At 62.1% G+C, this 14,818-nt stretch carries 11 protein-coding genes; 2 read left to right on the forward strand and 9 right to left on the reverse strand.

Features of this window, described 5'->3' with window-relative positions:
• Positions 1–423: 423 nt before the first annotated feature.
• Positions 424–1,692: an EAL domain-containing protein gene (locus VL598_RS05105; protein WP_325325608.1), complete on the reverse strand. Its 1,269-nt coding sequence runs from the start codon at positions 1,690–1,692 to the stop codon at positions 424–426.
• A gap of 444 nt (positions 1,693–2,136) precedes the next feature.
• Between VL598_RS05105 and VL598_RS05110 the strand changes: the two genes are divergently transcribed.
• Positions 2,137–2,976: an aldo/keto reductase gene (locus VL598_RS05110; RefSeq protein ID WP_325325609.1), complete on the forward strand. Its 840-nt coding sequence runs from the start codon at positions 2,137–2,139 to the stop codon at positions 2,974–2,976.
• Positions 2,977–3,054: 78 nt separating this feature from the next.
• Here VL598_RS05110 and VL598_RS05115 read toward each other — a convergent pair whose 3' ends face one another.
• The 8 genes from VL598_RS05115 to VL598_RS05150 all read right to left on the reverse strand — a co-directional run bounded on the left by VL598_RS05115 (position 3,055) and on the right by VL598_RS05150 (position 13,111).
• On the reverse strand, positions 3,055–5,184 hold the full coding sequence (locus tag VL598_RS05115) for an ABC transporter ATP-binding protein (protein WP_325325610.1): 2,130 nt from the start codon (positions 5,182–5,184) through the stop codon (positions 3,055–3,057).
• Positions 5,181–6,059 (reverse strand): ABC transporter permease, encoded by an 879-nt coding sequence (locus tag VL598_RS05120; RefSeq protein WP_325325611.1) that lies wholly within the window; start codon positions 6,057–6,059, stop codon positions 5,181–5,183. Before VL598_RS05120 ends, VL598_RS05115 begins: the two co-directional genes overlap by 4 nt.
• Positions 6,056–7,066 (reverse strand): ABC transporter permease, encoded by a 1,011-nt coding sequence (locus VL598_RS05125; RefSeq protein ID WP_325325617.1) that lies wholly within the window; start codon positions 7,064–7,066, stop codon positions 6,056–6,058. Before VL598_RS05125 ends, VL598_RS05120 begins: the two co-directional genes overlap by 4 nt.
• A 107-nt stretch (positions 7,067–7,173) precedes the next feature.
• Positions 7,174–8,856, reverse strand: coding sequence for an ABC transporter substrate-binding protein (locus tag VL598_RS05130; protein WP_325325612.1), 1,683 nt, complete (start codon positions 8,854–8,856; stop codon positions 7,174–7,176).
• 90 nt (positions 8,857–8,946) lie between these two features.
• Positions 8,947–11,055 carry an elongation factor G gene (gene fusA / locus VL598_RS05135; RefSeq protein ID WP_325325613.1) on the reverse strand — a complete coding sequence of 703 codons (2,109 nt, stop codon included), beginning with the start codon at positions 11,053–11,055 and terminating at the stop codon, positions 8,947–8,949.
• Positions 11,056–11,381: 326 nt separating this feature from the next.
• Complete coding sequence (locus VL598_RS05140; protein WP_325325614.1) at positions 11,382–11,885, reverse strand: DUF192 domain-containing protein; 504 nt, start codon at positions 11,883–11,885, stop codon at positions 11,382–11,384.
• A 174-nt stretch (positions 11,886–12,059) separates the two neighbouring features.
• The gene (locus tag VL598_RS05145) at positions 12,060–12,245 is read right to left on the reverse strand and encodes a hypothetical protein (protein ID WP_325325615.1); all 186 of its coding nucleotides are present in this window, start codon (positions 12,243–12,245) and stop codon (positions 12,060–12,062) included.
• A gap of 287 nt (positions 12,246–12,532) precedes the next feature.
• A complete protein-coding gene (locus VL598_RS05150) occupies positions 12,533–13,111 on the reverse strand; it encodes a pseudouridine synthase (protein ID WP_325325616.1) in 579 nt (192 codons plus the stop codon).
• Between the two features lie 452 nt (positions 13,112–13,563).
• On the opposite strand from VL598_RS05150, the gene icd reads away from it, so the two are divergent.
• On the forward strand, positions 13,564–14,818 hold a 1,255-nt coding region (gene icd / locus VL598_RS05155), incomplete at its 3' end, for an NADP-dependent isocitrate dehydrogenase (RefSeq protein WP_325325618.1).

Raw genomic sequence — 14,818 nt, forward strand, 5'->3', positions numbered from 1 at the left:
TCGGGATAGCGATGCATGGCGCTCCTCACGTAGGTGGGAACGATGGCGGGCACGAGTCGCAAGTGCGCCGCTCGATCGTCATGACGCACGGCTCGAAACTATTGTGACAAGGGTGCGTGCCGAATGCACTCGCTCCCGAAAAAAACTTGCGCGTGTATGTGCGTCGCCTTCGGTCTCGGGCAAACGTGCCGAAAAGATCCAACGAAAGGGGCGGCGTTCAGTGCCGGGCTGCTTCGCAACTCGTGCGGCTGCGTAGCCAAGCGACCCAAATCGATGTGCCTATTGATAGGGCGCATGCCGTGGACGGGAAAGCAGAAAACGCCGAGCGGTCGGCCGGCCGGCTCATTACGCTTCGAGGTTGCCGGTGCACGCCGGCTTGCTCACCGCTTTGCCAGTCGCCCGCTCCAATCGGGCGCACCTCTTTTAGTCGTGCGCGGCGGCTTCCCAGTTGATGTCCGCGCAGAGCACCTGTAGCCCGTTCGGCGTATGCACGGCGATCGACGCCGTGACGCACAGGTGCGCTTCATTGATCGAAAGATAGGGCGTCGTCAGATGCACGTGTCCCGGGGCACGCAGCGCTGCGATGAAATAGTGGCGCCGCTCCCAGCTCGCGCCATCCGAGTGCAGCAGCGGCCGGAAGCGCTTCGCACGGCGCGATACGCGCAGTCCTTGCGGCACGAGGTTGTCGCCGATCTGCCGGCCCTGCGCATCGAGTAGGAAGCATCGCGCGGATTCAGGCAATGCAAGGAGAGACTGCGTCGCGACCTCGACGGGCTGGCCCGCGATGACTTGCTGGCACGCATCTTCGAGCGCTGCGATGTAGGGCGCGAGCCGCTCGGCTTGCGCGTGTTCGCGCTCTGTCACACGCTCGCGCAACGCGGCCGACAGTCCATCCATTGCAGCCGCGGCCACGCGCGGCTCGACCGGGTCTGTGCTTGGCCGGGCGAAATGTGCACCCTGGACGAAGTCGACGTTTGCCTCCAGCGCGATCAGGGCTTCGCGTTCGGTAGACAGTCCGCCCATCAAAACGAGCTGCCCCGACTCGTGCAGCAGCGACACGAGCCCCGGCAACATGCGCTCGATGTGCGAGTGCTCGCTCGCCTGCTGCAGGATGACGCGATCAAGCGTGACAATGTCGGGACGCAGATGCCAGACGCGGTCGATATTCGAATGCTTGGCGCCGAACCCGCCCAGTGCGATCAGGAAGCCGGACTTGCGAAGCGATTCGACGATCCCGGCGAACCGGCTCGTTTCACCGCCGGCTTGCTCCGACACTTCCAGCACGACGCGCTGCGGCGGCACGCCCAGTGCCTTCAGGCCGGCGAGCAATGCGTCGGCATAGCTCATGTCCATCAACGCGGCCGGATGCAGGCTTAAAAAAAGCCATTCATCATGGCTGTCGAATGCGCCGAAGTTGCCGAGATGCAGCGATTCCGCGAGCCGTCCCAGCTCGAGCAGATCGCCGCGGCGCGCCGCCTGAGTGAAGACTTCATGCGACGGCACCTGCTGGCCGTCCTCATCGTGCGCGCGCAGCGATGCGTGGTAGCCGATCGCACGCCGATGCGAAACGGAGAAGACCGGCTGAAATACGCTGAATACCGTGTAGCCGCCATAAACGACCGTATGCCGTGAGCCGGCTTCGCCTGCAACAGGACGCGGCGGTTGGAAGCCGGGAGGATCAAGATCGATCATGGTCTTCTGGGGTGGCCGAGCGCGCATTACGACGCGCGATGCAAATGCAAATAGTTATTACTTTACCGCATAAATACGCAAGAACCATGCAAGAGATTGGCTTCCCCTCGCTCGCGCACCGCAGCCGGCCTTCCGTGATGCTTACAGCCCCATGTGCCTGCTTAACTCAGGCGCCATCGCACCTTGGCGTGCACGGTTGCGGTGCGACGCATGCCCGGCTGTGGTTCCGCACTGTTGTGCGCCATAACCTTGGGACTCTCCTCTCCATGTCGCAGTGCCATGCGGCACGCTTTCGCTCAGAGTATGATCGGCCCGGTTAGGAGAGGGTGCCGCGCATCTCATGCGCGTTGTGCCGGCGTATTTCAAACTGATTCGCGGAACGACGCTCAGCAGGGACACTGCGTTCCGCGCGAATGATCACTGCCAAGGAAGGAGATTCGCCCGATGGGCAACGAAGCCTATGTGACACTGCCGGATGGCGAGCGCATCGCAAAGCTGGGACAAGGCACGTGGGAAATGGGGGAGCGCCGAGCGGTGCGCGCAGCGGAAATCGCGGCGCTGCGCGAAGGGATCGAACTCGGCATGAACCTTATCGACACCGCTGAGATGTACGGTGACGGTGCGACCGAGACCCTCTTGGGCGAAGCGCTCGCGGGCCTGCGCGATCAAGTGTTTCTCGTCAGCAAGGTCTATCCGCACAATGCGAGCCGGCGAGGCGTCGTCGCCTCGTGCGAGGCAAGCCTTAAGCGACTGAAAACCGATCGGCTCGATCTCTATTTGCTTCATTGGCCCGGAGGGATTGCGCTCGAAGAAACGATCGAAGGATTCGAGGCATTGCATCAGGCGGGCAAAATCCGCCATTGGGGTGTGAGCAACTTCGACCTCGACGATATGGACGCACTCGTTGCGGCGGGCGGCTCGGCGTGCGCGACCAATCAGGTGCTCTACAACGTCGCGCGGCGCGGGCCCGAGTTCGATCTGCTGCCGTGGATGTGCGAGCGTGCCATGCCGGCGATGGCCTACAGCCCAATCGATCACGGACGACTGCCGAAACGTTCAGTGCTCGACGAAATCGCGGCAGCACGCGGCGTCAGCACGACCAGCATCGCACTCGCGTGGGTGCTGGCGCAGCCGGGTGTCTGCGCTATCCCTAAGGCTGGCAGCGTCGAACACGTGCGTGAGAACCGGCGCGCCTTCGATATCGAACTGACCGACGCTGAGCGCGCTGCGATCGACGCTTACTTCAAGCCACCGCGTAGCAAGCGGCCCCTGGAAATGCTTTGATCTGATCGCCGAAATGCCAAAACGGCGGCGCGCGCAGTACGCCACCTGCGTGACGCTGCCGTTTGGTTGTCGCACGGTTTATGTGCCTCGGGTGCGCACGGGCAATTGCGAGACGGGAATGTGGCAGCGGATCAGATGGCCGTGACCGGCGTCGACGAAGGATGGGTCACGCTCTTCGCATATCGTCCCTATCTTCATGGGGCATCGCGCCTGGAATGCGCAGCCCGAACACGGTTCAGTTGAATCCCCACGATCCCCCGACAGACGAATACGTTGTCGTAACGCGTCGTCCGTGTCGGGTGTAGGGATGGCCGATAGCAACGCAGCCGTGTACGGATGGTGGGGACCGTCGAACACCTCTTCGACTGCCCCGATCTCCATCAAACGTCCGGCGTAAAGCACGGCGATTCGATCGGAGATATATCGCACGACCTGCAGGTTATGCGAGATGAACAGATAGCTTGTTCCACGTGTGCGCTGAAGATCGACCAACAAATTGAGAATGGCGGCTTGCACCGATGCGTCGAGCGACGACGTAGGCTCGTCGCAAATGACGATGCGCGGCTCGCCCGCGAATGCGCGTGCGATCGCGACGCGCTGCTTCAGTCCGCCCGATAGCTGCCGTGCGCGCATAGGCAGGTAGTGTTGCGGCAACCGCACAGCATCGACGAGGGCGGTAAGCCGGGCAGTGCGCGCGGCGCCTTGTAGTGCGTCGAGCTTCGAGAGCGCGCGGCCGATCAACCGCTTGACGGAATGTGCGCGATTGAGTGCCGAGTCGGGATTCTGGAAGACGACTTGCAGCGACTTCACCTGCTGGTGGTTACGCTGGTTGACGCGCGGCGACAAAGTCGTGCCGTCGAGCTCGATGAGGCCACCGGGATCGGGCGGGACCAGCCCACAGATTAGTTTGGCCAGCGTGGTTTTGCCGCTGCCCGATTCGCCGACGAGTCCAAGTGTCTCGCCGGCCGCAATCGTCAGCGACACATCGTCCAGAGCCCGCACCGCATATCCCGAGCCGGTGTACGTTTTTGACAAGTGTTGAGCACGCAGACGCGGCGGTTCTTCCTCAGGCGGTAAGACGTGCCGCTGCATAGGCGTCGCAACAGGCCCGGGTCCGCGCGGGGCATCCTTATACGGGGCCGATGTCTGCACATGTCCGTAATGATGGCACCGTGACATCCTCGCTCCGTGCGCCGCGGTGAGTTGATACGGCGGCGGCGCGTGATGTCGGCAGTGCTCGTCCGCCAAAGGGCAACGCGGTGCATAAACGCAGCCATGGAGCAGGGCGTCATCGGAAGGCGGAAGGTTGCCGTCAATCGTCTGGAGACGCTCGTTGTTTTTGCTACGCCCAGCTCTTGGCTCGCAGCTTGTCAACGCAGCCGTATAAGGGTGGCACGGGGCGTCGAGCACATCTTCGCTCGCGCCTTCTTCTACGAGCCGGCCCGAATACAGGACGCCGACGCGATCACAGTTGCGGCGGATGATCCCGACGTTGTGGCTGATGAAAAGGAGAGCCACCTCGAATTCCTCGCGCAGCTGCGCAATGAGATCGAGCACCTCGGCCTCGACCGTCGCATCGAGCGCTGTCGTCGGCTCGTCCAGAATCAGCAAGGCGGGATTGGACGCCAATGCCATGGCGATCACAACGCGCTGCTGCATGCCGCCCGACAACTGATGGGGGTAACGCTCCATCACTTCCTGGGGGGCCGCGATGCGCACGCGGTGGAGCATCTCAATGGCCTGTTCGCGCGCTTCGGCGCCCGCAGCCCGATAGGCGAATCCCACGCGGCCTCGCGCCGCGCCGAATGCTTCGGACAACTGAAGACCGATCGTCATCAAGGGATTGAGTGCGCGCGACGGATCCTGATACACCATGGATACTGTCGTTGCCCTCATAAGCCGCAGTGCCTTCGCGTCGAGCGTCGCAGTGTCCGTCCCGGCGATCGCGATGTGCCCGGCCATGATCTTGCCGTTGCTCGGCAGATAAGAGAGCGCGGCGAGCGCGATCGTCGACTTGCCACATCCGGATTCGCCGACGAGCCCATACGCCTCGCCGCGGCGCACGCGAAGCGTCACGTCGTGCAACACCTCATGATTGCGTCCGTGCACGCGATACGCCACCGTCAAACCGGTGACGGCGAGCGCATCACCGTCGATGCGCTGCACGACATCGCAGTGGGAGAGTGCCTCTCGCGATGTGGCATTCATGATGCGAGCGCTCCTTGCACGCTGTCGGCGATCAGATTCACGCCGACGACCAGCGTTGCGATGGCGAGCGCATTGAAGACGACAATCCACCATGCGCCGCCCGCCATCAATGAATATGACTCAGACAATGCGAGTCCCCAGTCTGCGGAAGGCGGCGTGACGCCGAAGCCGAGGAATGAAAGCGTGGCGACGGCGAAGATCGCAAAACCGAGGCGAACCGTGGCCTCCACGACGATGGCCGGCAACACGTTGGGGAGCAGCTCCACGAAGGCGATGTAAGGCACCGTCTCGCCCCGCAATTGCGCGGCTCCCACATAGTCGAGATGACGCTCGGCACGCACGGCAGCGCGCACCGTGCGTGCGGTCATCGGCATGAACGTGAGCCCGATGACGAGGATGACGGTCGCGCTCGATCCGCCGAGCGCGGCCAGTGCCGCTAACGCGACGATGACGAGCGGCAGTGCCAGCAGGGCATCGATGAGACGGCCCGCAATACGATCGAACCAACCGCCGACATAACCGAGGACGAGTCCGATTGCCGTGCCCGCGAGCGTCCCTGCAAGCGTGGCAAGCGGCGCGATGTATAAGACGTCGCGCGCTCCGACGATGACGCGCGAGAACACATCGCGTCCCACCTGATCGGTGCCGAACCAATGCGCGCGACTGGGCGCGATGAGTGAGTCGAGCGGATCGGTTGCGTAAGGGTCATAGGGGGCGATGAAAGGGCCGATGAGCGCACAGCCCGCCCAAAACGCAACGATCAGCGCGCCAACGACGAAGCTCGGAGAATGCAGCAGCCTGTGCAACGAGTCGATCCAGGGCGCCCGCTCGTGCGATGTGGCGAGCGACGCGTGCGATGGGATTGAACGACTCATCGCGAGCCTCCTGAGCGAAGTCGCGGATCGAGCGCGACGAGCAAGGCATCTGCCACGAAATGCGCCACCGTATAGACGATACCGACAGCCAGCACGCCTGCTTGCAGCATGGGAAAGTCCCTCGCTGTGGCCGCGTTGTAGATCAATGAGCCGATCCCCTGGTAGCGAAAGAGCGTCTCGACGACGACGAGTCCGCCCACCATGTAGCCGAGTTGTGTGGCAACCACCGTGATCGTTGGCGGCAGTGCATTAGGCAGGACATGGCGCATGATGACGACGTGACGAGGCAGCCCCTTGAGGGTGGCCGTGCGTGTGTAGTCGGCATCGAGCGCCGCGACGGTTCCCGCGCGCGTCATGCGCGCAATGTAGCCAAACAGCACGAAAACGAGCGGTAGCGCGGGAAGGAGTAGATGCCGCAGCACTTCAGTGAGTGTCGATCCTTCGGGGTAGGTGGCCTCGATCGGCAGCCAGCGAAGCCAGACACCGAACACGAGGATCAGCATGATCGATGAGACAAATTCAGGCACGACACTCGCCGAGAGACCCGCGATCATCAATGCGCGATCCAGCCAACGTCCCGCTCGCAGCGCGGCCCACACGCCGCCCGCGATCCCGAGCGGCACGACGATGACAAAGGCGAGTGCCGCGAGCTTCGCGGAGTTTGCGAGTGCTTCTACAACGAAAGGTGCGACGGGCGCACGAAACGCATAGGACGTGCCCATGTCGCCTCGCACGAGATGGGCCATCCAGTCGCCATACTGCACGAGCACGGGCCTGTCGGCACCCAACTGCCGATTCAATGCCGCCACTGCGCGCGGATCGGCAAGTGGTCCGAGTATCGCGCGGCCGACATCGCCGGGCAAAAGTTGCCCGAGCGCGAAGACGAGTGCCGACAGCACCCAGAGCGTGAACAGGGAGAGCGCAACGCGTGCGGCAAGCGTGCGTGCGATGCGCACTACGTTGCCGCGCACGATGTGAGTCCGCGATGAGGTACCGATGAAAGGCATGCTGTTGTTACGCGAGATTCGTCTCATGCGCTGCCTCACGTTGAAACACGCCGGCCGATCGGGTCGTTGCCGTCGATGGCGCCTGCGGTCAAAGGCGTGGCAGCCCGTTACCGGTCAAGGCTCGCCCGATCGAAATAAAGCTGCGAAATAGCGGTGAACCGAACGCCCGTCAACGGCTTGCGCACCGCGATCAATTGATCGAAGAAGTAAGGAATGATGACGGGCGTTTCCTCGAGCAGTAGCGTCTCGATCTGACTTGCGATGCGCTTTTGCGAGCGAATGTCGAGTGCGCCGATGAATGCTGCGACGAGCGAGTCGTACTCGGGATGGCGAAAATGCGCGGCATTCCATGCGCCACGGCTCGTGAGCGGTGCATCGAGAAACAGGTTGGGTACACCGCGGTGCCCATAGTCCGTGATGCCGACAGTCGAATCGAGCCAGTCCGATTTTCCGAACGTGCCTGCGCCGTAGTACAAACCTTGGCTCTCGATCTTCAGATTCAAGCGCATGCCGATTGCTTTGGCGGCGTTCTGCACGAGCACAGCAAGATCGGGAATTTCCATGAACTTCTCGGTCGTCAACGTCGCCTCGAGGCCATTGGGATGACCTGCCTGCGTAAGCAATTCTTTTGCCTGGGGCAAATCGATGCGACGTTGCGATACGGATAGATCCGATGAGAGGAATACCGGTGCGAAAGGATGATCGTTGCCGGCGACCGCGTGTCCCTTGAATAGCCCCTTGGCCAGTCTGTCTCGGTCGATTGCGAGCGCAAGGGCTCGGCGCACGCGTTTGTCGTCGAAGGGGGGCTGATCGCAACGCATATGGAGCTGTCGATGCGCGCTTGAGCGTGCGGCTTGCACGATCAATTGCGGGTCCTCGAGAATGCCGAGGCCCCCTTGCACACTGAAGTTGCCCATCACGTCGGCCTGTCCGCCTTGCATGGCCAGAACTTGTGCCTGCTGGTCGGCATAAAAGGCAAAGTGCACACGTTCGGGCAGGGCAATGCTGCCCCAATAGTAGGGATTCCTGACAAATGAGGCGGCTACCTTTGGCTGGTAGCGTTCGAGCTTGAACGGACCTGTACCGATGAAGCTTGCGTCATATCCGCCTTTGAAACGGGCGGGAAGGATCACTGCGTTGTAATTGTCGGATGAGACGTAATAAGCAAAGTTACCGTTCGGACCGTCGAGGTGGAACGCGACGGTGCCGGCATCGAGCGCTTGCGTGCCGCCTTTCGACAGGACGCCCGCGAAAAGCGAGAGGGCGGCAGAGCCGCTCGCGGGATCGGTGAGCCTGTCGAAGGTCGCCACGACATCGTTGGCCGTCAGCGGCTGGCCGTCATGAAATTTGACGTTGGGGCGCAGCTTGAATGTCCAAATGTCGCCCTTCGCGTTCGCTTGCCACGAAAGCGCCAGTGAGGGCCTGAGCGGTACTTGCGCCCCTTCGTTGTCGATGAGGAACTCGCCCGTTTGCGCGATCAGCGCGAGGCCGGCCGGATCGGCGAGCGTGAGCGGATCAACTGCGCCGGCGGGCGTCAGATGCGCGACGCGAATCGTAGCGCCTGCGCCGGACGCGGCTTGCAAGCCCGCTTGCGCACAGGCGCGGCGCGGCAGCCCCACCTCGCCGGCTGCGAGAGCGATGCAGGAGAGCCCCATTGCACTCGCATAGCGCAGCAACTCCCGCCGTGACAGGCGCCGCGCGAGGTACTCGTCGATGGCATGGTTGCCGAGTTCGCCAGCATGGCGGCGAGCGGCTTCAAGCGGGACGGCCAAGTCGATGACAGCTTTCATCGTGCGTTTCCGGTCGAATTCCGGCTCTCGCGCGCTGCCAAGGCAGCGCGTGCATTGAGCACACGGACACGAAGCCGCGCCGTGCGGCGGCTACTTCGCCTTCGTGTTGATGACGACGTCGGACACGTGCGGCGGCGCCTCGGTGTAGTGCTTGAACTCCATCGTGTAGGTGGCGCGTCCTTGCGTCAGCGAGCGCAGCGAAGTCGAGTAGCCGAACATCTCGGCAAGCGGCACCTCGGCGCGTACCACCTTGCCTCCGCCGCCGGCGATGTCCTCCATCCCTTGCACAATGCCTCGCCGGCTCGAGAGGTCGCCCATCACGTTGCCCATGAACTCTTCGGGCGTCTCCACTTCGACGGCCATCGTCGGCTCGAGCAGCGTGGGCTTCGCGCGGCGCATCGCTTCCTTGAACGCGATCGAGCCAGCCATCCGGAACGCATTTTCGTTGGAGTCGACATCGTGGTAGGAGCCGAATGTCAGCGTTACTTTGACGTCCACGACGGGGTAGCCGGCGAGCACGCCGCTTTGCAACGCTTCCTGAATGCCCTTGTCGACAGCCGGAATGAACTCGCGCGGGATGACGCCGCCCTTGATCGCATCGACGAACTCGTAGCCTTTGCCGGACCGCTGCGGTTCGAGCTTGATGACGGCGTGGCCGTACTGGCCGCGCCCGCCCGACTGCTTGATGAACTTGCCTTCGATGTCCTCCGCCGTGTTGCGTATCGTCTCGCGGTATGCGACCTGCGGTTTGCCGACCATCGCCTCCACGCCGAACTCGCGCCTCATGCGCTCGACGATGATTTCGAGGTGCAACTCGCCCATGCCCGAGATGATCGTCTGGCCCGACTCCACGTCGGTCCGCACACGGAACGATGGGTCTTCCTGCGCGAGACGGCCAAGCGCCGTGCTCATTTTTTCCTGATCGGCTTTCGTCTTCGGCTCGACAGCTTGCGAAATCACCGGGTCGGGGAAGCTCATCTTTTCGAGGATGATCGGCTGCGCCGGATCGCATAACGTGTCGCCCGTCGTCGCTTCTTTCAGCCCGACGGCGGCGGCAATGTCGCCCGCGTAGACTTCCTTAATCTCCTTGCGATCGTTCGCATGCATCTGAAGTATTCGGCCGATGCGCTCGCGTTTGGCTTTGGTCGGGTTGAGCACCGTGTCGCCCGAGTTGACGACACCCGAGTAGACGCGAAAGAAAATGAGCTGTCCGACGAACGGGTCCGTCATGATTTTGAAGGCGAGCGCCGAGAACGGTTCGTCGTCGCTTGGGTGACGCTCCGCTTGGTTGTCCTCTTCGTCGTGGCCGAGAATCGCGGGCACATCGACGGGCGAGGGCAGGTAGTCGATGACGGCATCGAGCATCGCCTGCACGCCCTTGTTCTTGAACGCGCTGCCGCACAGCATGGGCACGATCTCGTTGGCAATCGTGCGCTTGCGCAACCCGGCCTTGATCTCGTCCTCCGAGAGCGACGTGTGGTCCTCCAAATACTTTTCGAGTAAGGCCTCACTTGCTTCGGCTGCCGCTTCGACCATCTTTTCACGCCATTCTTGCGCGGTGGCGACGAGCTCTGCCGGGACGTCGCGGTATTCGAACTTCACGCCCTGGCTTTCTTCATCCCAGATGATCGCTTTCATCTTCACGAGATCGACGACGCCCTGAAAGTGGTCTTCCGCGCCGACGGGAATCTGGATCGGCACTGCGACGCCCTTGAGCCGTTCGCCGATCTGGCGCTGCACGCGAAAGAAATCGGCCCCGACGCGGTCCATCTTGTTGACGAACGCGATGCGCGGCACCTTGTACTTGTTTGCCTGGCGCCAGACTGTCTCCGACTGCGGTTGCACGCCGCCCACCGAGTCGTAGACCATACATGCGCCGTCGAGCACACGCATCGATCGCTCCACTTCGATCGTGAAATCGACGTGGCCCGGCGTATCGATGATGTTGATCCGATGCTCGGGATAGTTGCCAGCCATGCCCTTCCAGAACGCGGTCGTCGCGGCCGAGGTGATCGTGATGCCGCGCTCCTGCTCCTGCTCCATCCAGTCCATGATCGCCGCGCCTTCGTGGACCTCGCCGATCTTGTGGCTCACGCCCGTGTAAAAGAGGATGCGCTCGGTTGTCGTGGTTTTGCCGGCATCGATGTGAGCGCTGATGCCGATGTTCCGGTAGCGCTCGATGGGAGTCTTTCGGGGCACGTCGATCTCCTTGCAAATGGACACCGTAGGCGAAAACGGGCGTTCCGGCCCGCGTCGTGCAGCGCGTACATTTCGTTTGCAAGGATAGCGCCTGCCAAGGGCTTTTGCAGCGTCCGGGTGCGTTCGCTTGACTCTAGCCAGCCGGCATTGCGATTCGGGGCGGTGGAAAACGGTTGCGGCGGGTGAGACGCTTATGGCGTGGCGAAGGCCGCGCGGCGGGCGTTGAAGTCGCGCCACCGGCTTCGCGCACCGCCAAACGGGCGCTGCGCGAAGTTGAAGGGCGGGGGCAGAGGAAGGCGGAGCTCGGGAGCGTATTCGTGCTTTCCCTACTGGGGCTGGGGCAGCCCCTGAATCTTCATGCCTGGCGTGATGCCCTTTGAAGTAAACCAGCCTTTGCTCATCTCGAGCGCATAAACGCCGTTATTGCGAGGGCAGTGGTTGTTCGTTGTTTCAGCCGCCATCTCATCGATGTCGGTGACGGTGCCGTCGGCGCGCATGAATGCGATCGACAGCGGGATCACCGTGTTTTTCATCCAGAAGCAATGGACGGCGTTCTCACCGAACACGAACAGCATGCCCTCGTTGGGTGCGAGCTGCGAACGGTACATGAGGCCCTGCTCCCGATCGGCATCGTTGGCTGCGACTGCTGCGTCGATGACGAACATGCCCGCAGTGAGCTTCGCACGCGGGAACTCGGACGGGTCCTTGGTGCCGGCAGGCATTTGCTGGGCACTCGCAGCGGCAGGCGCGAGCGAGGCGGACAAAACGGCGGCGGGCACAGCGATGGCGGCGATGGCGCGTGCAATGCACGAGCGAAGGCGAACTCCCACGACATACTCCTTGCTGGAAAGATCCGCGCATGTTACGCGAGCGGCCGTTGCCAATGCAAAACGAAAAGCAAACGGAAATGCACGAGCGCAGAAAAACAAAAAGGCAGGCGCCTTTCGGCAACCTGCCTCGCAACGCCGTTGAAAACGGCTGATGCTTCTTTCTTTTCGAAAGACTTACATCGAAGCGCCGGAAGCGGCAGCAGCGGATGCAGCCTTCTTCGTGTGCTTCTTAGCGTGGTGCTTCGATGCCTTCTTTTCCGTCTTTGCAGGAGCGGATGCAGCAGCTGCCGGAGCCGAAGCTTGTGCGAAAGCAGCCGTTGCGAACAGGCCAGCGATCAGAGCGGCGATCAGTTTCTTCATGTCTTACCTCAGCTTTAGTTAATTAACCAAATGACCCGGTCAATGAGTCATGTCGGTAAACGCGCCATCCACGTTTCGGTTGACAGCCGCATCGGACAAATCTGCGACGCGGCGGCGAGCGCATGCGATCCGCTCTTCGCGGAAAACCGCGCAAATGCCGGATAGCTCATGAGCGGCATCTGTGTCCAATAACGCACGACACGCAGCGTCGGTTGACCGGGTTGCGAGACAAGTCCCGTCCCTCAGCGTCCCTCAGCGTCTTTCAGGTGGACGATGTCAAGAATGTGTCAGCGCGAAGAGCCGATGCCCTGCCAGGGCGCCGCGGCAGGCAAGGATCGCCACGCGCCGGGGTCGAGCTTCAAATCGAAGAGATCGAGCGAGCCGATCCCAACGCGCACGAGCCGCAGCGTCGGAAACCCGACGGCCGCGGTCATGCGGCGCACCTGACGGTTCTTGCCCTCCGTCAGCGCGATCTCGATCCACGCTGTCGGGATGGCTGCACGATATCGAACGGGGGGCACACGCGGCCATAGCCATTCGGGCGAGGGGATTGCTGCAGCGCGGCACGGGCGCGTCACGTAATCGCCGAGATCGACGCCGCGTGAGAGGGCGGCGAGCGCTGCCTCATCGGGTACGCCTTCAACCTGTGCCCAGTAACGCTTCACGAGCTTGTGACGCGGCTCGGCAATGCGTGCCTGCAAGACGCCATCATCGGTGAGCAGCAGCAAGCCTTCGCTGTCGGCGTCGAGCCGTCCCGCGGGATAGACGCCGGGTACATTCACCCAATCCGCGAGCGACGCTCGTGTCTCATGCGCGGAGAACTGGCAGATGGTGCCGAATGGCTTGTTGAGGGCAATGAGACGCATCGGTGGGGGTATGAGTTTGCGGACAAGGCGAAATGCGAGAAGGAGGCGAAGGCGAAGGCGAACAGGGCGCGACAAGCGTCACATCCATCGCCTTGCGGTAAGCCGGGGCCGCGTCCGCCGTCTATGGCAAAAGGCGGAATCTTAATGCATAATACGACGCGCCAACTCTTCTGTCTTATATAAGACCTGAGCTAGAGCAGCTGCGTTGCTCGGTCCATGCCGCGAACCGCAGCCGTATTGCATTGCAGCGGATGCCTTGACGTTCAAGCGTTTGCGGTCGCAGTCCTGGCCGCGCGGGGCTAGAATAGCGAGCCTGGCCGCATTTATGCGGTGCCGTCGATGCCGGCAGCGATGCGAACACAGAAGGCGTAAAGCGAGGTCGAGGCGAGATGAGTGGCCCCGTTTCGCAGTTTCCGCTTGCTATCCCTGCACAGCCCATACTGGAGTCGATCATGCCGTACCAGCACATCAAGGTTCCGACGAGCGGTGACAAGATCACCGTCAACCCGGACTTTTCTCTCAACGTTTCCGACCAGCCGATCATTCCGTTCATCGAAGGCGACGGTACAGGCGTCGACATCACGCCGGTGATGATCAAGGTCGTCGATGCGGCCGTCGAGAAGGCGTACGGTGGCAAGCGCAAGATTCACTGGATGGAAATCTATGCGGGCGAGAAGGCCACGAAGGTCTACGGCCCGGACGTCTGGCTGCCCGAAGAGACGCTGGAGGTAGTGAAGGATTACGTCGTTTCGATCAAGGGCCCGCTCACGACGCCCGTTGGCGGCGGTATCCGCTCGCTCAACGTCGCGCTGCGCCAGCAACTCGATTTGTACGTCTGCTTGCGCCCCGTGCAGTACTTCAAGGGCGTGCCCTCGCCGGTGCGCGAACCGGAGAAGACCAACATGGTCATCTTCCGTGAGAACTCGGAAGACATCTACGCCGGCATCGAGTGGTCGGCCGAATCCGAGCAGGCAAAGAAGCTGATCCAGTTCCTGCGCGACGAAATGGGCGTGAAGAAGATCCGTTTCCCGGAAACGTCGGGCTTGGGCATAAAGCCGGTGTCCCGCGAGGGTACAGAGCGGCTCGTGCGCAAGGCGATCCAGTACGCGATCGACAATGACCGTCGCTCGGTCACGCTCGTGCACAAGGGCAACATCATGAAATTCACGGAAGGTGCGTTCCGCGACTGGGGCTACGGGCTGGCGCAAAGCGAGTTCGGCGCCGTGCTTGTCGATGGCGGCCCGTGGATGAAGGTCAAGAACCCGAAGACGGGCAACGACATCGTCATCAAGGACGTGATCGCCGATGCATTCTTGCAGCAAATCCTGCTGCGTCCGGCCGAGTACGATGTGATTGCGACGCCGAACCTGAATGGCGATTACATCTCGGATGCGCTGGCCGCGCAAGTCGGTGGCATTGGTATCGCACCGGGCGCGAACATGTCGGATTCCGTGGCGATGTTCGAGGCGACGCACGGTACGGCGCCGAAGTATGCAGGCAAGGATTACGTCAATCCGGGCTCGGAGATCTTGTCGGCGGAAATGATGCTGCGCCACCTCGGCTGGAAGGAAGCGGCCGACATCATCATCTCGTCGATGGAAAAGTCGATCAAGCAAAAGCGCGTCACCTATGACTTCGCGCGATTGATGGACGGTGCGACGCAGGTCTCGTGCTCGGGCTTCGGTCAGGTGATGATCGAAAACATGT

Source organism: Trinickia sp., assembly GCF_035492435.1.
In the GTDB taxonomy this organism is placed as follows: domain Bacteria; phylum Pseudomonadota; class Gammaproteobacteria; order Burkholderiales; family Burkholderiaceae; genus Trinickia.

Coding starts and splice junctions, on each gene's coding strand:
- VL598_RS05105 (WP_325325608.1), bottom strand. CDS start 1,692: ATGATCGATCTTGATCCTCCCGGCTTCCAACCGCCGCGTCCTGTTGCA.
- VL598_RS05120 (WP_325325611.1), bottom strand. CDS start 6,059: ATGAGTCGTTCAATCCCATCGCACGCGTCGCTCGCCACATCGCACGAG.
- VL598_RS05130 (WP_325325612.1), bottom strand. CDS start 8,856: ATGAAAGCTGTCATCGACTTGGCCGTCCCGCTTGAAGCCGCTCGCCGC.
- VL598_RS05145 (WP_325325615.1), bottom strand. CDS start 12,245: ATGAAGAAACTGATCGCCGCTCTGATCGCTGGCCTGTTCGCAACGGCT.
- VL598_RS05110 (WP_325325609.1), top strand. CDS start 2,137: ATGGGCAACGAAGCCTATGTGACACTGCCGGATGGCGAGCGCATCGCA.
- VL598_RS05125 (WP_325325617.1), bottom strand. CDS start 7,066: ATGCCTTTCATCGGTACCTCATCGCGGACTCACATCGTGCGCGGCAAC.
- VL598_RS05150 (WP_325325616.1), bottom strand. CDS start 13,111: ATGCGTCTCATTGCCCTCAACAAGCCATTCGGCACCATCTGCCAGTTC.
- VL598_RS05115 (WP_325325610.1), bottom strand. CDS start 5,184: ATGAATGCCACATCGCGAGAGGCACTCTCCCACTGCGATGTCGTGCAG.